Source organism: Bradyrhizobium sp. S3.7.6 (assembly GCF_054061875.1).
On sequence record NZ_JBSSEQ010000001.1, the window covers coordinates 5,214,256 to 5,237,365 of the forward strand.

20 protein-coding genes and 1 pseudogene are annotated in these 23,110 nt (G+C 63.9%); 1 reads left to right on the plus strand and 20 read right to left on the minus strand.

Annotation, left to right across the window (positions count from 1 at the left end):
- Positions 1-85: 85 nt before the first annotated feature.
- Both ACVJ5M_RS25360 and ACVJ5M_RS25365 read right to left on the minus strand, forming a co-directional pair.
- Positions 86-2,962: a valine--tRNA ligase gene (locus ACVJ5M_RS25360; protein ID WP_283016457.1), complete on the minus strand. Its 2,877-nt coding sequence runs from the start codon at positions 2,960-2,962 to the stop codon at positions 86-88.
- A gap of 150 nt (positions 2,963-3,112) precedes the next feature.
- Positions 3,113-3,847, minus strand: a complete 735-nt coding sequence (locus ACVJ5M_RS25365; RefSeq protein ID WP_283018870.1) for a PopZ family protein — start codon at positions 3,845-3,847, stop codon at positions 3,113-3,115.
- On the opposite strand from ACVJ5M_RS25365, the gene ACVJ5M_RS25370 reads away from it, so the two are divergent.
- The gene (locus ACVJ5M_RS25370) at positions 3,732-4,190 is read left to right on the plus strand and encodes a hypothetical protein (RefSeq protein WP_283018954.1); all 459 of its coding nucleotides are present in this window, start codon (positions 3,732-3,734) and stop codon (positions 4,188-4,190) included. The two genes, ACVJ5M_RS25365 and ACVJ5M_RS25370, sit on opposite strands and share 116 nt — an antisense overlap.
- Here the strand turns inward: ACVJ5M_RS25370 and ACVJ5M_RS25375 are convergent.
- The 18 genes and pseudogenes from ACVJ5M_RS25375 to ACVJ5M_RS25460 all read right to left on the minus strand — a co-directional run bounded on the left by ACVJ5M_RS25375 (position 4,187) and on the right by ACVJ5M_RS25460 (position 23,107).
- Positions 4,187-5,578, minus strand: a complete 1,392-nt coding sequence (locus tag ACVJ5M_RS25375) for a TolC family outer membrane protein (RefSeq protein ID WP_208071439.1) — start codon at positions 5,576-5,578, stop codon at positions 4,187-4,189. The genes ACVJ5M_RS25370 and ACVJ5M_RS25375 overlap by 4 nt on opposite strands.
- Before the next feature lie 217 nt (positions 5,579-5,795).
- Positions 5,796-6,452 carry a protein-L-isoaspartate O-methyltransferase family protein gene (locus tag ACVJ5M_RS25380; protein ID WP_176400466.1) on the minus strand — a complete coding sequence of 219 codons (657 nt, stop codon included), beginning with the start codon at positions 6,450-6,452 and terminating at the stop codon, positions 5,796-5,798.
- Between the two features lie 137 nt (positions 6,453-6,589).
- Positions 6,590-6,766, minus strand: coding sequence for a hypothetical protein (locus ACVJ5M_RS25385; protein ID WP_094183926.1), 177 nt, complete (start codon positions 6,764-6,766; stop codon positions 6,590-6,592).
- A gap of 258 nt (positions 6,767-7,024) precedes the next feature.
- Entirely contained in the window at positions 7,025-8,029 is a 1,005-nt protein-coding gene (locus ACVJ5M_RS25390; protein WP_354097825.1) for an ABC transporter substrate-binding protein, read from the minus strand.
- Positions 8,026-10,131, minus strand: a complete 2,106-nt coding sequence (locus tag ACVJ5M_RS25395; protein ID WP_283016455.1) for an adenylate/guanylate cyclase domain-containing protein — start codon at positions 10,129-10,131, stop codon at positions 8,026-8,028. Before ACVJ5M_RS25395 ends, ACVJ5M_RS25390 begins: the two co-directional genes overlap by 4 nt.
- A 22-nt stretch (positions 10,132-10,153) precedes the next feature.
- A complete protein-coding gene (locus tag ACVJ5M_RS25400) occupies positions 10,154-11,080 on the minus strand; it encodes a SphA family protein (protein ID WP_354099673.1) in 927 nt (308 codons plus the stop codon).
- A 141-nt stretch (positions 11,081-11,221) separates the two neighbouring features.
- Positions 11,222-12,616 carry a DUF1254 domain-containing protein gene (locus ACVJ5M_RS25405; protein ID WP_354099672.1) on the minus strand — a complete coding sequence of 465 codons (1,395 nt, stop codon included), beginning with the start codon at positions 12,614-12,616 and terminating at the stop codon, positions 11,222-11,224.
- Between the two features lie 58 nt (positions 12,617-12,674).
- Complete coding sequence (locus tag ACVJ5M_RS25410) at positions 12,675-13,616, minus strand: HlyD family secretion protein (protein ID WP_283016452.1); 942 nt, start codon at positions 13,614-13,616, stop codon at positions 12,675-12,677.
- Positions 13,616-13,855, minus strand: a complete 240-nt coding sequence (locus ACVJ5M_RS25415; protein WP_063983338.1) for a DUF3302 domain-containing protein — start codon at positions 13,853-13,855, stop codon at positions 13,616-13,618. The genes ACVJ5M_RS25410 and ACVJ5M_RS25415 overlap by 1 nt, the downstream gene beginning before the upstream one ends.
- A 10-nt stretch (positions 13,856-13,865) precedes the next feature.
- Positions 13,866-14,897 (minus strand): DUF1254 domain-containing protein, encoded by a 1,032-nt coding sequence (locus ACVJ5M_RS25420; protein WP_283018869.1) that lies wholly within the window; start codon positions 14,895-14,897, stop codon positions 13,866-13,868.
- Between the two features lie 299 nt (positions 14,898-15,196).
- Complete coding sequence (locus ACVJ5M_RS25425; protein ID WP_231141962.1) at positions 15,197-15,706, minus strand: hypothetical protein; 510 nt, start codon at positions 15,704-15,706, stop codon at positions 15,197-15,199.
- A gap of 36 nt (positions 15,707-15,742) precedes the next feature.
- Positions 15,743-15,934, minus strand: a pseudogene (locus tag ACVJ5M_RS25430) (haloacid dehalogenase-like hydrolase); the annotation flags it as partial.
- 27 nt (positions 15,935-15,961) lie between these two features.
- Complete coding sequence (locus ACVJ5M_RS25435) at positions 15,962-17,647, minus strand: arylsulfatase (protein ID WP_283016451.1); 1,686 nt, start codon at positions 17,645-17,647, stop codon at positions 15,962-15,964.
- Positions 17,648-17,738: 91 nt separating this feature from the next.
- Positions 17,739-19,106: a BatD family protein gene (locus tag ACVJ5M_RS25440; RefSeq protein ID WP_283016450.1), complete on the minus strand. Its 1,368-nt coding sequence runs from the start codon at positions 19,104-19,106 to the stop codon at positions 17,739-17,741.
- A gap of 23 nt (positions 19,107-19,129) precedes the next feature.
- Positions 19,130-20,653, minus strand: coding sequence for a vWA domain-containing protein (locus tag ACVJ5M_RS25445; protein WP_283016449.1), 1,524 nt, complete (start codon positions 20,651-20,653; stop codon positions 19,130-19,132).
- Complete coding sequence (locus ACVJ5M_RS25450; RefSeq protein WP_283016448.1) at positions 20,646-21,644, minus strand: VWA domain-containing protein; 999 nt, start codon at positions 21,642-21,644, stop codon at positions 20,646-20,648. Before ACVJ5M_RS25450 ends, ACVJ5M_RS25445 begins: the two co-directional genes overlap by 8 nt.
- Positions 21,637-22,128: a DUF4381 domain-containing protein gene (locus ACVJ5M_RS25455; protein ID WP_187387700.1), complete on the minus strand. Its 492-nt coding sequence runs from the start codon at positions 22,126-22,128 to the stop codon at positions 21,637-21,639. The genes ACVJ5M_RS25450 and ACVJ5M_RS25455 overlap by 8 nt, the downstream gene beginning before the upstream one ends.
- Positions 22,121-23,107, minus strand: coding sequence for a DUF58 domain-containing protein (locus ACVJ5M_RS25460; RefSeq protein WP_354099671.1), 987 nt, complete (start codon positions 23,105-23,107; stop codon positions 22,121-22,123). Before ACVJ5M_RS25460 ends, ACVJ5M_RS25455 begins: the two co-directional genes overlap by 8 nt.
- Between the last annotated feature and the right edge of the window lie 3 nt (positions 23,108-23,110).

Here is a 23,110-nt window from a genome sequence, read left to right on the forward strand (position 1 = left end):
ACCCGTTCCGATGGAACGGGCTCTAGATTCTAGTTTTGACGCGTTTTCTTGACGCGAACCGGTTTCCACTTCGCTCGAAAACGCTCTACGACGCCTGCTTCAGCCGCTCCTGCGCCTCCAGCAGCTTGGCCTTCCGCGCCAGCGCCGCCTCGCGCTTTTCGCGCTCCTCCTCGACGACCTCGTCGGCCGCGTTGGCGACGAACTTCTCGTTCGCCAGCTTGGACTCGGCGCGCTTGATGTCGGCGTCGGCCTTGCCGATCTCCTTGTCGAGGCGCGTGCGCTCGGCGGCGACGTCGATCACGCCCTTCAGCGGCAGCGCGGCCACCTCGCCGCGCACGAGGAGCTGGACCGCACCATCAGGTGCGCGGTCGGCGAAGGAGATGTCGGACAGCCGTGCCATGCGCTTGATGACGTCGGTCCAGCGCGGCGCGCGTTCCTTTGTCTCGGTCGAGGCGCCCGCGAGCACCAGCGCCGTGAGCGTTGCCGGCGGGATGTTCATCTCGGCGCGCACCGAGCGAATCTGCGTGACCAGGTCGATCACCCAGCCGATCTCGGCTTCCGCCTTGGGATCGGTGAAGTCGGCATGGTCGAAGAGCGGCATGATCAGGACCGGCGAGATCAGCGGATCGGTCGGCCCGGCTGCCGCGGCGAGCATCGCGAGTTGCTCCGGCGTCGGCTCGGACGGCTTCAGCGGCCATTTCGCCAGCGCCAGCAGGCCGTCGCGCTTGGCCGTCACCTCCCACAGCTCTTCGGTGATGAAGGGCATGAAGGGGTGCAGCAGCTTCAGGATCTCGTCGCGCGCCCAGGCGACCATGGCGCGGGTTTCGTCCTTGGCGGGGCTGTCCGGACCGAGCAGCACGGGCTTTGCGAGCTCGACATACCAGTCGCAATAGACGTTCCAGACGAAGCGGTAGATCGCACCGGCCGCGTCGTTGAAGCGATAAGCTTCGATCGCCTCGGTCACCTCCCGCGTGGTGTGCGCGCTCTCATGCGCGATCCAGCGGTTCAGCGTCTCCTTGGCCTTCGCCGGCTCGAAACCGTCGGGCACGGCGCAGTGGTTCATCTCCGCGAAACGCGACGCATTCCAGAGCTTCGTTGCGAAATTCCGGTAACCCTCGACGCGGCTGGTGGCGAGCTTGATGTCGCGTCCCTGCGCCGCCATGGCGGCCAGCGTGAAGCGCAACGCGTCGGCGCCGTATTCGTCGATCAGGTTGAGGGGGTCGATGACGTTGCCCTTCGACTTCGACATCTTGGCGCCCTTCTCGTCGCGGACGAGGGCGTGGATGTAGATCGTCGAGAACGGCACTTCCTTCATGAAGTGCAGGCCCATCATCATCATCCGGGCGACCCAGAAGAAGATGATGTCGAAGCCGGTCACCAGCGCGTTGGTCGGGTAATAGCGCTGCACTTCCGGCGCGTCCTCGGGCCAGCCGAGCGTCGAGAACGGCCACAGCGCCGAGGAGAACCAGGTGTCGAGCACGTCCTCGTCACGCGTGATGAAGCCTTCGCGCTTGTTGCGGTCGAGCGCCATCTCGCGGCCCTGCTCGGCCGTGATGACCTCCTGCTCGACGTAATAGCCGAGCGCGTGGCTGACGGCCTCCTCCTCGGTCTCGGCGACGAACACCTTGCCATCGGGGCCGTACCAGGCCGGGATCTGATGACCCCACCACAGCTGGCGCGAGATGCACCAGGGCTGGATGTTCTCCATCCACTCGAAATAGGTCTTTTCCCAGTTCTTCGGCACGAACGTCGTTTCGCCCGAACGCACCGCCGCGATCGCGGGCTTTGCCAGCGTCTTGGCGTCGACGTACCACTGGTCGGTCAGATAGGGCTCGATCACGCTGTTCGAGCGGTCGCCGTGCGGCACCATGTGGGTGTGCGGTTCGATCCGCTCGACGAAGCCGAAGGATTCCAGTCGCTCGACGATGCGCTTGCGCGCCGCGAAGCGGTCGACCTTGTGAAACTCCTCGGCGAACTGCGAAGCGCCTTCCGGCAGGTGGCGCAGGTAATCCTCATTGTCGACGAGGTCGAGGCAACCTTCCTTGTCGATGACGCTGATCCGGCCCAGGCCGTGACGATTGCCGACCTCGAAGTCGTTGAAGTCGTGCGCCGGCGTCACCTTCACCGCGCCCGAGCCCTTGTCCGGATCGGAATATTCGTCGGCGACGATCTTAATCTTGCGACCGACCAGCGGCAGGATCACGTTCTTGCCGACCAGCTTCTGATAACGCTCGTCGTCGGGATGCACGGCCACGCCGGTATCGCCGAGCATGGTCTCGGGCCGCGTGGTGGCGACGACGATGAAGCTCGAGGGATCCTCGGGGCTGAACGTCTTGCCCTCGATCGGATAGCGCAGATACCACAGGCTGCCCTTGACCTCGGTCTGCTGCACTTCGAGGTCGGAGATCGCGGTCAGCAGCTTGGTGTCCCAGTTCACCAGCCGCTTGTCCTTGTAGATTAGGCCGTCGCGATGCAGCTCGACGAACACCTTGATGACGGCCTTCGACAGGCCCTCGTCCATGGTGAAGCGTTCGCGCGACCAGTCGCAGGAGGCGCCGAGGCGCTTGAGCTGGTTGATGATGGTGTCGCCGCTCTCGGCTTTCCACTGCCAGACCCGCTCCAGAAACTTCTCGCGGCCCATCTCGCGGCGGCTGGGCTGCTGACGCTCCATCAGCTGCCGCTCGACCACCATCTGGGTGGCGATGCCGGCATGGTCGGTGCCGGGCTGCCACAGCACGTCGCGGCCGCGCATGCGCTCGAACCGGCACAGGATGTCCTGGAGGGTGTTGTTGAGGGCGTGGCCCATATGCAGCGAGCCCGTCACGTTCGGCGGCGGGATCACGATGGTAAAGGGCACTGCGTCGCGGCGGTCGGGGCGGCCGGCCCTGAAGGCAAGGCTGTCCTCCCACACGACGGACATGCGGGCTTCGATATCGGCGGGCTGGTAATTTTTCTCGATCATGGGCTGCTAGAAAGCCGCGCGCGGGGGGCAAGTCAACGAAAAGGTCCGGGAGAGGATCAACGGAAAGCCCGGCGGCAAAACGGCTTTGCGGCCGGTCGGCAGGCCAAACAGGCGCATAAGAGGGGCTTTATGAGGGCTCGGGAGCCGCCCTCACCTGCCGCCGCGCGAGACCCGCTCGATTTCGGCCTTCACGATGCGTTCAACGAGACCCGGCAGGTTGTCGTCGAGCCAGGATTTCAGCATCGGACGCAGCATCTCCTTGACCAGATCTTCCAGCGTCCGCGCATTGCTGCTGAGCACCGTGTGGGCCAGGGAGTTGAAGGCGGATTCGACCGCCGAGACCGTCGATTGGGCCAGGATCGGCTGTTGGGGTGGTACCGGCGGCGCATCGTAGTCCACCGCCGCATAGGACGATGACGGCGTCAGGCGCAGCGGCGATTCGGCGAATTCCAGATCGTCGCGCGGCTCGACCTTGCGGAAGCTGGGCGGCGGCGGAGGCGGCGTCGGCTCCGGATCCACCGCCATCTCGTCGGTCAATTCGAGCACGTCGGGTTCAGGTTCGGGCTCTGGCTCTGGTGCACGGACCTCGGGCGCAGGCGTAGCCGCGTCCAGCCCCGCCAGCAGAGCATCAATATCGTCCTGGTTATTGGATGCATCCGCCGCAGGTGCGGGCGGCGGCGGCGCTGGAGCCGGCTTCGCAACCGGCGGCGGCGCGGGCTTCTCGGCGGCAGGTTTTGCGGGAGCGACCTTGGATGGCGGAATGTCGTTCATGGCTGACGGCTTCGGCGCAGCTGCAGCGGGCGCTGGCTTGGCAACTTCGGCCGGCGGCGGCTTGGCCTCATCGTCGGCAATGATGCGCCGGATCGAGGCCAGAATCTCCTCCATCGAGGGTTCTGTGACCTTTGCAGGCTGCGTCATCTCCGACTCCACATCATCAACGCCCTCGCATGCGTTGTTTTACACCAAGCACGACAGGATTGGCCGGTTCCGCAACGGACGCCCCGACATTTTCGTCGCGGCAGCCCGACTTGTCCCCAGTTCACGGCTCAACGTGCGGAGGTGCGCCTCTGCCCTCGGCACTCAAGCCTTTACGCACACGACATCAGGTGCCGGGCGAATCGACCCGCATCTTCTTGGCAAGGCTATGTCAGGGATTTTGATGATTGCAAGCAAAGCACCAGTCGGCCTCGGCTGTTTGCGAGGCCGACCGGATGACTACGGACCTTAGCGTCCGTCAGGCGTGCGCACGCCGGCCCAGCTGTCGCGGACCTGATGGTAGTGAACGCTCGCATCATAAACCGTGGTCGCAAGGCCGAGGACCTGCGGCGACAGACGGCCGATGGCGGCCAGAACCTGATAGGACGCGACCACGCGGTCGTGCTGTGCGGTCACCAGCGCGACTCGCGCGTTGACCAGCGCCTGCTGCGCGTTGAGCACGTCGAGGGTGGTACGCTGACCAGCCTTGGCTTCTTCGCGCACGCCGTTCAGCGCGATCTCGGACGCCGTGACCTGCGCCTGCGCGGACTGCACCTGGGCCTTGCCGGCCTGCAGCGAACCCCACCACTGCACGACCGTCGCGCGGGTCTGGTCGCGGGTGGTTTCGAGGTTGAGACGCTGCTGCGCCAGGTTTTCCTTGGACTGGCGGATCAGCGAATATGAATTGCCGCCATCGTAGAGCTGCCAATTGGCCTGGGCGATGGCGGACGCGTTGAACGACCTGTATTGAATCAAGGACTGTTCGTTCCCCTGCGTGGCCCCCACCTGCAACGCGATCGTCGGCAGCAGCGCGCCTTCGGCGACCTTGACCTGCAGAAAGTTGACGTCGATGCCGAACATCGCGGCCGTGACGTTGGGATGTTCGATCAGGCCGAGCTCGACTGCCCCGGCGAGGCTTGCGGGCAAGAAACGATCCACCGGCGAACCGGGCGCGAGGTTCGTCGGCTCGTTGCCGATGATGCGGCGGAAGTTCGCGCGCGTCGTGGTGAGATTTGCTTCGGCCGTGAGGGCCTGCGTCTTGCCAGCCGCCAGCTGCGCTTCCGATTGCGCAACGTCGGTGCGCGTCACTTCGCCGACGTTGAAGCGATCACGCGTCTGCTTCAGCGTCTGCTCGAGCACGCGCACGTTGCTGCGCTGGACTTCGAGCGTAGCCGCATCGCGCAGATAGTCCATGTAGATCGAAGCGCCCTGAAGCAGCACGCTCTGATCCAGGCTGCGCAGCGCTTCGCGGGAGCCGGAAACCTGGCTCTCGGCGGCGCGCGTCCTGTTGCCGGTGATGTTGCCGTTATAGAGCGTCTGCGTGACGGTCACACCCACGCTGCGCGGCACGCTGGGCCCGTTGATTGGTGTGTTACCCGGCCCCGGCGAACTCAACGTATCCTGATATTGATAGCCGCCGTTCGCCGTCAGCGCGACCCTGGGGCGATAGCCCGACAACGCCTGAGGCACGTTCTCGTCGGTCGAGCGCACCTGGGCGCGCTGTGCGTTGAGCTGCGGATTGTTCTGATAGGCGCGCACCAAGGCGGCCTCGATCGTGTCCGCCAAGGCAGGCGTCGGCCCGGCAAGCGCCAGCAGCAGGACCGAAACCGCAGCTCCGGTGAAGAGCTTCACCCCATGCATCCCTTAAATTCCGTTCATTCTAACGCCCCGCTCGTGCCCGCGAGCTAGGATACCGTCTACCGAGTGGAGTCGTTGCCCCTCAGCAACATAGGCCGCCAATTGGCGCAACGGAACCACCTGAAGGTAGTTCCCGGTGGAAACTCTTCACGTGCAGCATCCGGGCCACACTTCTGATTCAGAACGGGATTTTAACGGGCCAAAGCCCTCAATCGGGACTTCAGAAGACGAAAGCGGCGGCCCGTTCCAACCCGGGAAGGACCGGAGCTGCGGCATCGAACAGCGCCCGATGGCCGAATTCACCGTGGGTATGGGTCACGATCACGGCCCGGGGGGGCGTGGATTGGGCCGACACCCCCACGAGGCGCCCGCCCTCCTTGAGCTGCCCGAGCAGCGCCTCTGGCGTCACCTCGAAGGCGCCGTTGAGGATAATGACGTCATAGGGAGCGGCAGAGGGATCCCCTTCGGCGCAGGCTGCGGCCTTGCACGTGACGTTGGCGAGACTGGCGCAAGCATCCTTGGCCTTCGCGGCCAGGGCCGAATCACATTCCGTCGCGGTGACCTGACGGGCGAGCGTAGCCGTCAGCGCGGCGAGGTAGCCCGTGGCGCAGCCGACCACCAGCACGTTGTCCCCCTCGCCGATTTCGGCGGCCTGGAGCAGCTTGCCGGTCAGCTGCGGCTTGATCAGGAACCGCTTGGCCCCGCCTTCGCTCACGTCGAGATCGAGGTCGAGATAGGCCAATGCCTGCCTGGCAACCGGCACGAACGCCTCGCGCGGAACTGTGAGCATCGCGTCGAGAATGCGGCGATCGGTGACGTCATTGGTGCGCACCTGGCCATCGACCATTTTTAGGCGCGCGGTCGAGAAACCGGACATTTGCGGACCCTGCAATGCGGACGATGCCGCGGACGAAATTCGGCGGCATCTTTGGAACAGGCTCCGCGAAAACGCAACACGTCCGTTGGCCCGGCGGACCAGGCTGCGCAACCCGAGGCGTCAAGGTGATCGATGAGCTATTCGATCGTGACTGCGAGGCGGCCGATCAATGCGGCGACTTCGTCGAGCCGCGCCGAATCGTGCGCCTCGACGGCGCGCGCGAGGCAGGCCAGGCATTCATCATCGCTGAGCTCGGGAACGTCCGCCGGCAGAATCGAGGGGGCCATTTCGGAACGGTCGAGGACGTCTGGCATTGGAATCACCTCCGTAAGGATCCGGCGCCTGCCAAGCTCGATTTGAATTGGGTCGAATTGGCGTCGCCCTCATGACGCGACCGCGCCCGACACACACAACTGCTTGAGTGCGATTCTGCGCTGGGGCGAAGTGGTGCCGCGGCTACATTAGAATGCGGGCGCAGGATATTGAAAACACATTGAAATATGATCTGGACGCTGGGCAGGCCGATGCATGGCCCGAAGGGAGTGTCCGTGCGAGCCTGTGCCCCTGGAAGTTCAGGCGACGGTTGCAAGGTAGAGCTGCGTGTCGAAATAGTCTGCGGCCCGCACGGGTGTGGTGACGCCGGCATCCGTCATGAAGAAGTCACTGACCTGCTGGCGCCATTTCACGACGGTCCCGTCGGAATACAGCCGCTTCCATTCGCGCGAGGAATAGAGCTTCTGGGCCTTGAAGGCTTCCGCGATGTCGGCGGGACGCGACTGCCCGTAATGTGTCTGGAGCGCCTCCGCTGCGGCCGCTGGGTTGCGCACCATGTGGTCGTTCGCTTCCGCCCAGGCGCGGATGATCCGGGCCAGCACGTCCCTGTTCCCCGCATAAAAATCCATCCGCGCGGTCCAGCCGCCGAGCACGGCGGATTGCGGGTAGAAGGCGGAGGCGTCCACCAGCTTGACCGCATCCGGCAACGCCTCGCGGACGGCAATGTTGAACGGCACCCAGAGCGCAACGGCCGGCACCTCGCCGGCAATGAACGCCTTGACGGCGGCGGCCATGCTGCCGTTGACGATCTCGACCTCGGACGGGTTGACGTTGTTGGCCCGCAGCGCGCGATCGAGAAAAATGTGAGCCGTGGTCTTCATCGTCGTCGCGATCCGCTTGCCCCTGAGATCGGCCATCCCCTTGACGCCGAGCGTCGGCCGGACCCAGAGCTGCGCGGTCGCGACCTCAATGTCGTTGATGAGAAAGCCCCGGCCGCGGCCGAGCGCCAGATAGTTGGAGATGACGCCGCCGGCCGAGAGGACGTCGAGCTCACCCCGCGCCATCGCCTCGAACACCTCAGGTCCGGTGTTGAACTCGTGCAATTCGAAATCGATCCCCTCGCGGTCGAACGAGCCGCGATCGAGCCCGGTCCAGATGTGTCCGTCCACGGCGACCACGTGGAGATAACCGAGCCGAATTCTGCTGCGCGCCTGCGCAATGGCTGGCGCCGCGTGCATTGACGCGGCCGCCAGCGCCGCGCCGTGCCGCAGCAACTGCCGGCGATTGACACCGAAGATGTTCATGCCGCCGCTCCCGCATTCCGGGCCGCGGACCGAAATCGCTGGGCATGAAATAGCGCGACGCTATCCTTGGGATAGTCGTGCAGGAAGGCCGACAGCCGGACCCGCGTCGTCTCGGCCGCGCCGTCCTGCGCGATCGCCGCAAAGACTTCATCCCAGCGTCGACACATCGCAACCTCGGCTTCATCGGCGTGCGCCAGCTCGCCGCGGAGCTCACTGACTTCGATCGCGTCGGCAAATCCCTTGGGCGTGATACTGTCGACGCTGCGGAACAGGAACTTATCGCCGACGCTGGCGCGGACCGCCGCGCTGACCAGCACGCGCGTGCCGTAATTCTTGTTCAGTCCCTCCAACCGCGACGCCAGGTTGATGGTGGCGCCCAGCGCGGTGTAGTTCATCCGGTCGCTCGAGCCGATGTTGCCGACCACGGCGTCGCCGACATGCAGGCCAAAGCGGGTGTCGTAGGGCGGCCAGCCCTCGCGGCGAAACTCCTTGTTGAGCGCTTCGTTGGCCGCAAGGCATGCCAGGATGGCGCGGCAGGCATTGACGGTGTGGTCGGGATCGTCGGCCGGCGCGTTCCAGAATGCCATCACGGCGTCGCCGATATATTTGTCGACCGTGCCCTGGTGCCGCATGATCTCATCCGACAGCACCGCGAAATAGCGCGAGGTGTGGATCATCACCTGCGACGGGTCGGCGCGCTCCGTCTTGGCGGTAAAATCGGTGACGTCGGTGAACAGCACCGTGACCTCACGCCTGGAGCCGCCGAGGCTGAGCGAAGAGCCGGTCTCGATCAGCTGCCGCACGATCTGGCGCGGGATGAAGCTCGCAAAGCTGCGTACCACGCTGCGCATGGTGAACACCGAGCGGCCAAGCTCCTCGACCTCGGCGATGACGGAATGGACGCGCGGCCGCTCGGTGATCTCGAACCGCTGGATCGCGTCGGTCTCGTCGGCCAGCTTGCGCAGCGGCCGCGCCATTAGCGATCCAAGCCAGAACGCGAACGGAAGCGTGGCGCCGACAAAGGCCAGCGCAAGCGCGAACAGCGTACGGCGCTCGTCGATGATCTGCGCATAGAACTCGTCGAGCGGCGCGACCATCGCCATCCGGATATTGGCCGAGCCGGCCGTCTCGAGCCTGTGAACCGCCGCGACATAGGTTCGGCCCGACGCGTCCGCAAAGAACTGCTGGGCCGCCCCGCCATCCCGCCAGGAGCGGATGACCGGCACGAGCGCGGGCAGCCTGAGCGCGCCGATCTGTGGCAGGTCGTCCTGCCGCTCCGGGATCTCTGCCATCAGGCGGTTCATCTCGGGATGGCCGACGATGCGCCCGGCATCGTTGAACAGGAACGCCAGCCCTGATTGGCCGAGCTTCTGCGCCGCCAGCATGTCCTCGAACCGGTTCAGCAGCAAATCACCCGCAATAACGCCGCGGCGCCCTTCCCTCAATGGCGTCCGCAGCGTGTAGCCCGGCTCGCCCGTGGCGTAGAAGACGTAAGGACCGGTCAACAGCGTCTTGTCGTTCTTGAACGCCTCGACATACCAGGGCCGCTGCCGCGGATCGTAGCTCGCGGGTCCGGCGACCTCGGCAACCTGAATGAGGTTTTCGGAGAGAAACTGCGTGACAGGCGCGGCCCCCGCCGTGCGCGAGATCACGACCAGGCGGAAGGCAGCATCCTCATCGACATTCAAACCCTTTCGGAACGCCGGCTGGGCGCGGTCGATCACGTCCATCTCGATGAACGAGCCGTCCTCGTAGCCGACATAGAGATTGAAGAGCTGCGGGTTGTTGCGCAGCATCGCCGCCATCAGGCTGTAGAGCCGCGTATTGTCCGCGATGTCGGCCTCCTGGATCGGCGGCAGGCCGGACAGTATGTCGAGATTGTCGCGGACATTCTTGAACTGCTCGTCGATGTGATCGGCGCCAAGCTGTGCCACCTTCTCGATGAAGCCAGAGGCGGCCGTCCTGGTGATGGCGGTCACGCGTTCGAAGCTGAGATAGACCAGCGTCAGGCCCACAAGCAACACCACGCCCACGAACACCGTGATGATCGATGTCTGAAAGCCAATGCGAAATACGCGCTTGCTGGTCTTCTCTCCTGTCATCGGAGCTGCCTGAACGCCTCCATCAGTATTTTCGCACGATGGGCTTCGTCGCCGCCGGCGCGGGCGCCGACGGCGAGACCGAGAAAGTAACCCAGGTCGACCAGCTGTTCGGCCGGTTCTCGGTCTCAAGGTCCTTGTAGCCTCGGATATTGAGATAGCCCTGGTAGCCGTCGGACATCGGGATCATGAAGCCGATCTGCGGACCGATGCCGACCGCCTGGCCGCGGAAGCCACCGAGCTTGGCGCCGGGACCGCTATCGTCGGTGATCTGCTGGAAGAAATAACCGGCGATGCCGATGTGAACGTTCTTGCTGACGAACTGTGAGGCTGCCCAGTCGACATGAAAATCCATGCCGTTCTGATACTGGAGGGCCCCGTTCATGAAACTATAGGTGAGCCCGCCGACGATCGAGAATTCGTGGCCGCTCTTCGGATCGAGATAGGTGTAGCCGGCACCGACGTCGATCGCGGGGAAGCCAAAACTCAGATTGGCGAGCCGGCTGGAATCATAGGTGCCGCTCGGGATGTTGCCGGTGATGTAGACCAGCTCGTTGTGGACGCCCTGATTCCATTTCAGCGTGCCCTGGTAGAACACGTCGGTCAGCGTCGTGCGGTTGTCGGTGGCGCTGCCCGAGATCGTATTGCCGCGCGGACCGGTCAGCGTCGCATCGATGCCGGCGCCAATGTTGCCGGGCGCGGTGAGCACGGTGAAGCCGGCTTGGCCGCCCAGCACCGGCATCGGCGAGGTGTAGGTGATGCCCATGACGAACGCGTCGGCATGTGCGTTGAGGCCGGCGGTCACCGAGCCGGGTATGCCGCCGCTAGTGACGAAGTTCTGCCCTCCTCCGGCCTTTTCGTTGAGGTGAATGTAGATCGTCGAATAGGCCCATCCAGGCGTTACGGGAACGGCGGCCAAGCTGCCGAAGATGCCCGGAAGCCAGAAGCTCACGCCGCTGAAGCCGCGAGCGCAGGCTGAGCGGCGAAGCTCGCCATCGCCAATACCGTCGCGAGCCCGACTTTGCGAATGTGTCCCGTCACGTCGAGTCCCTTCATTCCATCCTAAAAACTGTGCTTCTCATCTCCCAGCGATCTAGTTCTTCGTCGCACCTCCCACAGTCGCTGCGATCCGCTCGACGTCAGACAGCTTCCAGCTGTGGTCGAAAAGCGCCTTGGTCGGCGCATAGGCGCGGAACATCAACTCGAACTTGCGGTTCGGGTCGGTCGGCACCCAGTTCGATTCCTTGCCCGCCGGCGCCGCCGGGCCAAAATAGATATCGACCGAGCCATCCGCGTTCTTCTGCAACTCGGGAATCTGCGAGGAGCGGCTGGCGCGCGACATGTTCTTGATCAGCGCATGGGTCTGCCGGTCATACGCCGTGACGGACCAATATTGCTCGACCGGCGGATTGGCCGGCACGGTCAGCCGATAGGACTGGCCACCCTCGAACGATTGGCCGTCCTTGTCCCGGATCGAGATCAGGTAGAACTGCCCCGAACCGAGGCGCTTGATGCCGATATAAGCGTAGCTGTAGGCCATGCCACGCTGATCGACCGGATACTGTTCCGGATCCGCATAACCTTCTTGCGCCGCTTTGATCAGATCTGGCGGCGCGGGAAAGGTCCAGCGGCTCGTCGTCGAGAAGAATGGTGGCAGGCCGGCGTCGTATTTCGCTTCCAGCAGAGCCCCCGCCTCACGTGCCGCAGACGCCAGCAGGGTCTTGGTCGCATCAGCCGGTTGGAACGGCTTTCCCTTCTCTATACCGAGCGTCTTGAGCTGATCGATCATCGCCCGATCGCGCTGCAGCCATGGCTCGCTCTGCACCATGCGATCAAGATGCTCGAAGAAGCTCTCGTCATAGCGGATGGTCGAATCGTAGTTGACGTCCTTGACGTCGGTGAAAACGGTCGCAGGAGGATTTTCGGCTTGCGCCAGCGGATACACCTTGAGCCGCTTGCCGTAGGCGATGGACGTCGCGACGTCGGCGGGGCCGTGGCTCCTGAGATTTGATCGGAACAGCATGTATCCGCCGAACGTATCGGATTGCAGTGTGACGTATCCGTCCGGCGGTTTGCCTGAATACCCCGGCGGCAGAACCAGATATTTTCCCCCCCTTCCCTTGTCGGCACCGAGAAGCCCGGCGTCTTCGAGCGGCATCTGCCAGACCGTCACGATGTTGCCGTTGAACGAGCCGTCATTGTCGCCGGGCGGTAGGTCGAGCACGACCGGACCGTCCTTCGTGTTGAAGAACACCATGAAATAGAGCGCGTCGGGATTCGGGGTCAGGGTTTGGTTGTGCCAATCCAGCGGCCGCCCCCAATAGATCGCCTGCCCTACCTTTCCTTCCGTCTTCGCGAACATTTCCTGGAGCATCAAGTCGTAGTTGACCGCCGGCATCCCCCAGATCACGGCCTCTATGGCGCGGCGCTGGATGCTGCGGCTGTTCAGTTCGTCCGGTGAAATGCTCTGGGCGTGTGTGCCCGACACCGCGAGAGCTATTGCGATAGCTGCTCCAATGATCGTCTATTTCATCGGCGGCTCCTCTCTAGAACGGGTTGACGTAGTTGAGGATCGCAAGCTGGCGCAGGACCACGCGACGGACGATGTGGGTCGGCTTCAGATGGTCAGTATAGATCGCCGCCGTTCCGGCGCTGCCGGCTGGCAGGCGGTCGGCGAAGGCAGCATCGTCGAGCTTGACCCGAACGATGAAGGGGGCCGCCTCGATCGCCTTTGGCAGCACCGCCGTACCCGAGGTCTGCGCCTGCCCGGTCGCGATCGCCTGAAGCACGCTTTCGACCTTGCCAGTGTAGATCCGCCCGGGCGCGAACTTGAACGTGGCTTCGACGTCCTGTCCGGGTGCGACGTAGCGGGCGTCGATCTGGTTGATCTCGACGCCGATGATCGTATTGGAAGTATCAATGAACGCCATCACCGGCGACAGCGGCAGGTTCGCCACCCGGGCACCCTTGCGCAGCGCAAGGTTGGTGACATAGCCGTCGGTCGGTGCGCGCACGACCGTCTTGTCGAGATTCCACTGTGCCGACTCCAACTGACCGCCAAGCTGGTCGACCTCCGATTGGCGCTGCTCGACGTCGAAGCCGCGGCCGGCGTCGCGCTCGTAGAGCTGCGTCATCTGGCCCAGGCGCGTCTTGGCAAGCTTGAACTGGGCCTCGACGGCCTTGACCTGAGCCGCGTAGGGCGTCGGATCGATCTTGAACAGCACGTCTCCGGTCTTGAGCGGAGTGTTCGCCACCACCGGCACGTCTATCACCTCACCCGCCACGTCGGGTACGATCGATACGGCATTGCGTACCACCAGCGCGTTACCTTGCGGCGCACCCCAGCCCATCGGAACCAGAAGCCCGAACATCACGAGCACCAGAACGATGAACGGCGAAGCCTTCCAAAAGGTGTTGAAAGGTACGACCTTGAAGCGCACCAGCAGGAACAGCAGCAGCAGATAGATGTTGAGGATCGCGACCGCCATCACGCGTCTCCCGCCTTGCGCGAGGGTACGTCAACATAGGCCCAGATCAAGGCAATCGGCCACAACGCGAAGCCGAAGAACAACGTAATCCAGCCCGCGACCGTCACCGCCTGCGCGTAAGGATGGTTGCGGGACTTCGCGATGTGTCCCGGCAACCAGCCGGCGATGCAGACCACGCCGATCGCGCTCACGACGAGAATGATGAGCACGATCCAAGCGAAGATGTCGTAGCCGCTCATGGTCGATCCTCTAGCTCGCCGGCTGCGGCTCCGGGAATTTCCACTTGCCGTTCAAGATTTCGGGACGCGGGTGATAGAGCCGCACCGTGTAGCTCCAGCCGCTCATGATCGGCAGGCAGTTGGGAATCGTGCCGTCGCAGCCGCCGAATTGAACGCTAACCGATCCATCCGCATTTTTCTTCGATGTGATGTTGTTGAGCGAATAAGCCTCATACGGATTCTTCTGATAATAGCCGTCAGCGTTGTAGAGACTGATCGACCAGAAGCCGTCGATGGGCACATCCTTGACGCTGAGCTTGTATATCGAGTTTCCATCGTTCTTCGGCGGCGTGTAATTGAGATAGATGGCATCTTTCCGCGGATTGCCGCCCCACGTCGCCGCTGCCGAGATGAGACGCTGGACCGGATCGACCTGATCTTTGGTGCCGAAGGAGCGGCTGGTGTCGGTGAGCGTTGTGGCCAGAACGATCAACGCGTCGCGAACTTTTTTCTGGCTGACCGGGTCCCATTTCGGTACCTCGAACGTGCCCGGCCCTCCGGGCTGGTCGACTTTGATCGCGTCCTGGAGCGCATGAACCTTCTTCACGTCGGCGGCGTCGTTGGGATCGACCAGCGTTCGTACGCCGACAAGCACATAACGCGTTCCGATCTGCCTCTTGGTGATGGTGTGCTTGCCGGCGCCATAGAGCGCAGGCGGTGAATACTCATCCTGACTGATAAGCTGAAGAGACATGAAACGCTTGCCCGCGTCCGGCAGCGTAACCGTTACGGGGCCGGCATCGAGATCGAACACAGCCGCCGAGTAGAGTGTGTCGCGGTTCATCCGGACGATGGTCTGGGCATCAATCGGTGACAGTTCACGATGGTGCTCGAACCTGCCGAAGCCGCCTTCTTTAATCGCGACGACGCTGAGATAGAGATCGGATTCCGCACGGATGAAATTGTCGACCGTGACGGGAATTGTGTTTGAAACCTGCGCCAAGGCCGCACCTGTGCAGATAAGTATCCCCTGCAATCCCCAAAAGACATATCTCAATTTCATCGCTGATCCTCGCGTTCGAAACCGGAAGCCGGCGACAAAAATCCGACGCGTTGTCCCGTTCATCATTGCATCGGCTCCAGTGGCGGCGGCTTCCTTGCTCCGGTCATCGCGGCTTTGCTCGGCCCGTAGACGCGCGCGACCAGGCTGCATTTCTAAACCTCCATCCAGCACTTTGTTGATCGTTCCACCCACCATTGGGGATCGGACGCGTATCGTGTCCGGAGATGGGAACCGGGCCGGTAAGCGTCCGCCCCGGTTGGCCTTCGCAGGCGAGCATCACATCGATCGGCGCCCCACCATCACTGGCAGTAATCCCAAAAGCCCTGGGTCCGGGACGGATCGGTGTAGTACCAGCACATGCCGGGCGCAGGCGCAGCACCTGCCCAGGCAGCAGCCGTGGCCGCTGTCACGAAACCGATCGCGGCGCCCGCCGCAATGGCACCGCCCCTCGGCCAACCGTACCAGCCGGGCCGCGCCCAGCCGCCGCGTCCCGCCACGGCCGTGGTTCGGCGAACTGCAACGTTGCCGCGCGGTCCGCGCACCACGGTGCCGCCGCGATAGGCCGCGCCGCGAGGCCCGACCACGGCGCCGCCGCGGTGAACCACGGCCCCACCGCGCGGACCCATGGCAGCTCCGCCGCGACGAACGGCCGCGCGCACTTCGATGAGATCAGACGATGTGGCGGCGTCCCAGTGAATGGCGGCAGGCTGAAGCGGCGCCGCCGCCGCAGCCCCGATCGGAAGAGAAGCGCCGGTGGCCAGCGCCAGCAAGCAGGTCGTCAACCGAAAAACGCGCATATGTTCAAGCATCTTGGTTTCTCACATTGTTCTTGCTTCGTTGATGAAATCGAACACGGCAATGCGCTCGGCGGGCGGCACAAAGTCCGTTCCGCCTTGCGTCGTGACGCGCGCGACGAAATCGGAAATCGCCTTTTTCGCCGCGCCATCGTTCCACGATGGCAAGGGATCCGCCGGCTGCGCCACCGCAACGGAGATGGCTGCGAGACATGCAGGCAGCACAGCGTAAACCCTAACCATCAGCACACTTGTCCTTTCTGCCCGTTGCTATTGCGGCTTCAGGGTTTCAAGCTCGTTGAGCCGCTTCAGCGCCGCTTGCTGCCGGAGCATTCCGTAGTTGATGCTGCCCGCGTTCAGCGAACTGCCTTCCTGATAGGGGAACTGATCGAAATCGGAGAAGAACTCCTTGATCTTGCCCTGCACCGGCACGATGAGCCACATGTTCTGGGCGAGGAATTTCATCGCCTCGCCGCCCTCCTCCAAGCCACGCTCATATGGATCCATGCGCAGATTGGTGATCAGCGACCAGGCCGTAACCTCACGCGTGCCTGTTGCGATGTTTCCCTTCGACGAGGCAAAGCTCAGCTTCCAGTCGTTCCACCGGATGGCATTGAGGTTGCCGCCCTGATCGAAGTAATAGATCGCCTCGCGTGGTCCTTGCTTGGCCTCGCCTTTGAGGAACGGCATGAAGTTGTAGCCGTCGAGATGAACCTTGAAGTTCTTCCCGCCTGCACCTGCAAATCCCGTCTTCATCTTCTCCTTGACGTCGGGGATCCCCGCCGCTGCACAGAGGGTCGGGAACCAGTCGATCAGCGAGATAATGTCGTTGTACTGGGTGCCGGGCTTCACCACGCCGGGCCAGCGCACCATCATGGGAATGCGCATGCCGCCTTCCCATGTGGTGCCCTTCTCGCCATGGAAGGGGGTCATGGCTCCGTCCGGCCAAAGCGCGATTTCGGCGCCGTTGTCGGTCGTATAGAGAACGATCGTGTTCTCGGCGATGCCGAGGTCATCGAGTTGCTTGAGCAACTCCCCGACCATCCCGTCGTGCTCCACCATGCCGTCGGCGTGGATGCCCTTGCCGGTCTTGCCGAGCGACTCCTTCTTCAGATGCGTGAACACGTGCATGCGCGTCGAGTTGAACCAGACGAAAAACGGCTTGTCGGCCTTGGCCTGACGGCCGATGAAGTCCTTGGCTGCGCCCAGGAACTCCTCGTCGACCGTCGGCATGCGCGCGGTATTCAGCGGTCCAGTATCTTCGATCTTTCCGTCCGCCGATGATTTGATGACGCCACGCGGACCATACTGCTTCCGGAAGTTCGGATCCTTGGGATAGAAGTACCCTTCCGGCTCCTCCTCCGCGTTGAGGTGGTAGAGATTGCCGAAAAACTCATCGAAGCCATGCTTCGTCGGCAAATGCTCGTCGCGGTCGCCCAGATGGTTCTTGCCAAACTGCCCGGTGGCATAGCCCTGGGTCTTCATGGCGTCGGCAATCGTCGGCATCCAATCCTGGATGCCGTGGGGGTCGCCCGGCATACCGATCGTGAGAAGGCCGGTCCGGAACGGTTCCTGCCCCAGGATGAAGGAGGCACGACCGGCTGTGCAGCTCTGCTGGCCGTAGGCGTCGGTGAAGATCGCCCCTTCATTCGCGATGCGGTCGATGTTGGGCGTGCGATATCCCATCATGCCCATGGTGTAGGCGCTGATCTGCGGGATGCCGATGTCGTCACCGAAGATGACGAGAATGTTGGGCTTGCGGCCCGCGGTGGGCGCCGCAGCCGGCGCCGCCGAAGGAGCCGCCTTCTGAGCCTGCGCCAGTGCCTGCGATGTCAGCGCCGCTGTTGCGACGATCGACGATGTGCCAAGCAACACGGCGCGGCGATGAATCGCCGAATGGTCGCTACAGGTGGAATCAACAACGGCATTATTCTGCTTCTTCGTCTCGTTGGTCATTCGACGCTCCCTGACTTATTCGATGTTGGTTGGCGTGGATGAGGGCGAATCTAGATCGTCCGTTCCGTCTGAGTGGCCTCCTGTGCTTTGCTTATCTCGCGGGTTTTCCATACGCGGTGACCTTCGGGGTCCCGACCGGGTTCAAATGCGGGGGCAGACCTGTCGTGGCCCGGCTTCCGGCGCGCGGGCGCAGCTTGCGGCGGGCGGCGACCAATTGGTGGAGCAGCCGGCGTGGAGACCAATGAGCCGGATTGCCCCGATTTCCGAACAACTCGCTCTCGATCGCATCAAGCTGGAGATCCAGCTCCGGATCGCGTGCGGCGGCCTTGAAAGCTCCGGCCGAAATTGGAGGTTGCGTCGCGTTGAGATGCGGCAGCCATTCAAGCAGTGCAAAATAAGACGCTTTTGAGTCGCGATGGCGGATCGCGCGGCGCAACCGGCTGAAGGCAAACGCCTCCGACTGAAGATAGGCCTGGTGCCGACGATGAAGATTGCCCGCAACGCGGCGGGTCACACGAGGAGCAAACCAAGCGAACCCGGCGGTGACGGCCACCAAGAGCAGGGCCGTCAGCCAGTGGTCGAAGATAAAGTCGACGACGCTATCCCACGTCCACCGCCGAGCTGATTGGTTCGAAGAAGCTGGACCCGCCACCGCCGAAGTCACGGTTCCCTTGAGCGGCACGGCCTCGAGATGAACCTGATCGACCTTGCCGCTGCCGACATTCCACCAACCAATATCGATGGACGGCAGCGAATAGTCACTTGCCCGCTCCACCATATACGTTGCGGAATCGACGCGGGTCGACGTCATGACGTCGGAGCGCCCGTCGACCTTGTCCTCGAGCTTCGGCTGCGCCGGGTAAAGCTTCAAGCCATCGACAGACGGGAATTGCTGAGGCGGCAGCAGCATCGCCGGCGTGCCTTCCGCCCGGATCGTGATGGTTCGTGTCACGGCGTCACCGGCCTTGAGCGGGTCAGACGAACGCTTGACGTCCTGCTCGGCGGTCAGGCTGTTGGCCGATACGAACGGGCGAAGCGCGCTCGCCGCATCCGGAATGAATGCTTCGAATGACACGCGTGGCAGCGCGACAGCCACCTCACGGGTGGCTGGCGGCTCGGCCGCATATTTGATCCTGACGATCTGGTTGGCGACGGCGTAGGACCCCGGCTCCTGCGGCGAGATCGCGTATTCAAACCGCACACCGGCATAGGGCACGCCATCGCGCTGCTCGCTGGTGTTGACGCTCTGCAATTGTCGTGTCACCGCGTTGCGCACCTGAAAATCCGGCAGTTCGGGCGGCGACGTCATGTAGTTCGGCGCCAGGACCAGGACACTCAACGTGGTTTTCTGCCCAACCACGACTCGCGGCGGGGCGATCGTCACCTGCACGATCGGCTCGAGCGCCACTGATTGCTGCGCATACACAGCCTGCGACGGGAGCGCGCCGCCGAGCAGCAAGGCGATGAAGCCGATCCAAACTCTCACTGCGACACCCTCCCCTGGGCTGGAGCGGCCGCCTGGATCGCGAATTTGAGTTTGAGGAAATCCGCAGGTGAGGTCTGGACCTGACGCATCCAGGCCTCGGCGGCGCCGGCAGTGGTGACGTCCTGCGGTGTGACCGTGATCTTCTTTCCGCCTTTCTGATTGGGATCGACGCGCATCTCGTCGGCCTTCTCATCCGGAGGTGCAGGGTCATCCTGCTCCTGCTTGCGGCGCTTGGCTTCACGCGCATCCAGCGCCGCCTGAACGATGGCGCGGTTCGTCTTCGCGGCGGCGTTGCCGGGTTGCGCCTTGAGCACCTCGTCATAGGTCTTGAGCGCTTTCTCATAAGCGTGGTTCTGCGCCTGCGCGTTGCCCAGCGCGAATTTTCCCTCCAGCGTGTCGACGCGCGAGAATTCCTCGGCAGCGGCGAGAAAATCGTATGCGCGGTAAGCCGAGATGCCGCGCCACATTGGATCGGCAAACGTCGTTTTCGCGGCGGCATAGTCGCCACGGTCAAATGCAAGCCGTCCCTGTTGATCCGGCGTCAGCCAAAGATTAGTAAAGCGCGATGTCTCCTCGGCTCTCGAAGCGCTGGCGTGCGTCACGATGAAGAGAGCCAGGACCCACGCCACCGTCGTACCGCGCCGGAACCAGAGAAGACTCAACAGGGCCAGCGGCGGCAGCAGCCAATAGCCCTCATCCCGCCATTGCGTGCCGAACGCATCGCCCTGGGCGGCCTGAAAGCGCGTTTCGATCCGACGCTCCAGTCGCACGATGTCCGAGCCGTCGATGCTGACCCGAATGACGTCCGCGCCAGCGGGCAGCGCCGATGAATCCGGGCTGACCGCGAATATGACGAGACCATTGCGTCCGGCTGCCTGCCGCACGGCGGCCGCATCCGCGGTCCCGAGATCGTCCGCGACCAGCAGGACCGTTCCGGGGACCGGTTCGGCCGCCAGCGCGTCGGCCGCCAGCGCGACCGCACCCGCAACGTTCTTGCCATCCGCCGGCATTAGCCCTGGCTCAAGCGCGGCCAGAAACGGCTCGATCACGGACCGGTCGTCGGTCGGCGGCATCACCAGATGCGCGGTGCCGGCAAAGGCCACGAGCCCGGTCCTGGCGCCCGCGCGGGCCGCCAGCAGATCCCTGATCTTCTGCTTGGCGCGTTCGAGGCGCGAGGGCGCCACATCGGTCTCATTCATCGATGATCCGACTGCGAGCGCAATCATCAACGGTGCCTTGTCTTCGACAAAGGGCGGAAGCTCGCGGCGCCAGGTCGGACCGGACAGGCCGATGATGCCGAGCATCATGCCGGCGGCGACGAGATAGAGCGGGTTGATTTGGCGTCCTTGTCCCGGCCGCACGATGAGATGCGTCAGCAGATGCGGCGCGATCACGCCACCCCATTGCGCGCGCACATCTTGCCGGCGAAGCAGCACCGCAAACACGACAGCAAGCGGGATCAGCGCGAGCAGCCAGAGCGGGCGTAAGAGATGGAAGGACATGGTGGCTGCGTCACGCATGGCTGACGCTCCTCATCCGGCGCCACTCGCTGCCGAGCAGGAGCCAGAGCCACAAGAGCAGACCGATCGCGATGGCCAGGCCGAACGGCCATTGAAACAGCGGCAGCTTCGGCCGCCATGACAAGGTCTGAAGCTTGGCCGGCGCGAGGCGATCGATATCGACATAGATCGCCTGCAACTGCGCGCCATCCTCGGCGCGAAAAAAGTGCCCTCCGGTGGCGTCCGCGACATGCTGCAAGACGGCGAGGTCGACGCGGTTCTCGCCCGAGGCTGCGGGATCGCCAACGCCGATGGTGTAGACCGTGACATCGTTCTGGCGAGCGATGTCGGCGGCGTGCTCGGGCGGCACCCGGCTCGCCGTATCGTTGCCGTCCGTCAGGAGGATCAGGAGCTTCTGCTTCGCCCTGCTGGCTGCAAACGTCTTGATGGCAAGACCGATCGTGTCGCCGATCGCCGTCTGCTGGCCGGCCATGCCGACCCCCGCCTGATCGAGCAGTTGCTGCGCCGTCTGGAGGTCTTGCGTGAATGGCACCTGCACATAGGCCATGGTGCCGAACAGGATCAGGGCGACGCGGTCGCCCTTGCGGCGGGCGATGAAGTCTCTGACCACGTGCTTGACGCCGTCGAGACGGGTGAGCGACGTACCGTCCGGCGCTTTGAAATCGCGCTGGTCCATCGATCCCGAAATGTCGATCGCCAGGATCAGGTCGCGCGCGGAGACCTCGCGCGTCACCGCCTCGCCGACCCATTGCGGCCGGGCCAGCGCCACAACCAGCAGCATCCAGATGGCCACTGCCGCGACCATCTGGACGGTGCGGCGTTCAAGGACGACCGCGCCGCGCTGCGGTGTCTGCCCGGTCGCCGCCGCCAGCCTGTCGAAGAAGGGCACCTGGATCGAGGCCTGCCGCGCCCGGTATGGCGGCAGCAGCCACCACGCCAGGACTGGCAGCGGCAACAGCAGAAGCAACCATGGCCAGGCGAATTCAAGCATGATGCCCCCTGATCCAGCGGCGCACGAGACGGACCAGCGATTGCAGCTCGGCGCCATCAGGCGGAATCTGCCGATAAGGACCACTCGCGAGCAGCTGGCCCACGCCGTGAGAAAACTCCTCGCCTCCACAGCTGCGATCGAGGAAGGCCAGCCATGCCGGCCCGACCAGTGGCGCCACTCGCTCGCGCGGAAAGGCCGCGAGCGCCGTGCGCCGCACCAGCAAGGTCAGCTTCGACAACAGCTCCGACGGCACCGAATTTCGCGCATGCTCGATGCTATCAAGCTCCGCGAGCGCTTCGCGGCGATAGCGGTTGACACGGCGCAGATGCGCCACGCGCCACACGGTAGCGCAGATGGCCGCGAGCAGCAGGGCGATCGCAAGCCTCGCCTCCCAGGTCTGTGGCCAGAGGCTGACCTCGCGCGGCAGCGGGAAGTCGATCAGGCCGGCCACCGGGTCGGCAGTCACGGATGTAGCCTCAGCCAAGAGCCGCCTCCGTCTGGTTATGCGGGGCCGCGCGGCCACGACCGGCCGGCAGACCACCAAGAAGACGCCGAAGCTGCGCAGCGGTGTCCTCCGCCGCGCTCAGCGGCAGCACGGGAATTCCGAGCTCGTGCGTCCAGTCGAAGTTGCCTTTCAGGCGGTCCCGGGTGACCTGCGCTACGCTCTTGCGGACGCTGTCACGGCCGACATCAAGCCGGATCTGCAACTCGCCATCGGTCACCGTCATGCTGGCCGACGGTGGCAGATCGCTTTGCAGGGGATCATGGACCAACGCAGCGATGACGTCATTGTGCCGCGCCAGCGCGGCGACCATATCGCGCGTTGCAGCGTCCGCGCCGTCGAAATCGCTGATGATGATCACGGCGGCATCGTGCGGTGCCCGGCGCCTTGAATGATCGAGCGCGGTGTTGAGCATCGCCGGCGCGGACACCAGACCGCGCCCGACGCCGAGCGCCTGGTTGTGCGTGACGACCGCCGCGAGGATCTGGAGCACGGTCGCCCGGCTGCGGCGCGCCGTCACCTCGATGAAGTCTCGATCGTTGAACACGACGGCGCCGACGCGATCGCCGACGCCTAGCACCCGCCACGCCCCGATCGCTGCGGCCTCGGCCGCCGTCACCGATTTCATCGCATGCCGGCTGCCGAAGAACATCGACAGGCGCTGATCCACCACCAGGATCGTCTGCCGGTCGCGCTCCTCGTTGAAGACTCGGATATGCGGCTTGCGCAGGCGCGCCGTCACCTTCCAGTCGATCGAGCGGACGTCGTCGCCGGGACGATAATCCCTGATCTCCTCGAAGTTCAGGCCCCGGCCCCGCATGCGGGACGCAAAGCGGCCGGACAAAAGGCTATGCACGGGTTGGCGCGGAAGGAAGGAGACCTTGCGTCCGCGATGTTCGAGCGCGATCAATTCGTGAAGACCGACATAGACACCTGGCATATTGGCTGATGTCTCGGTCATGAC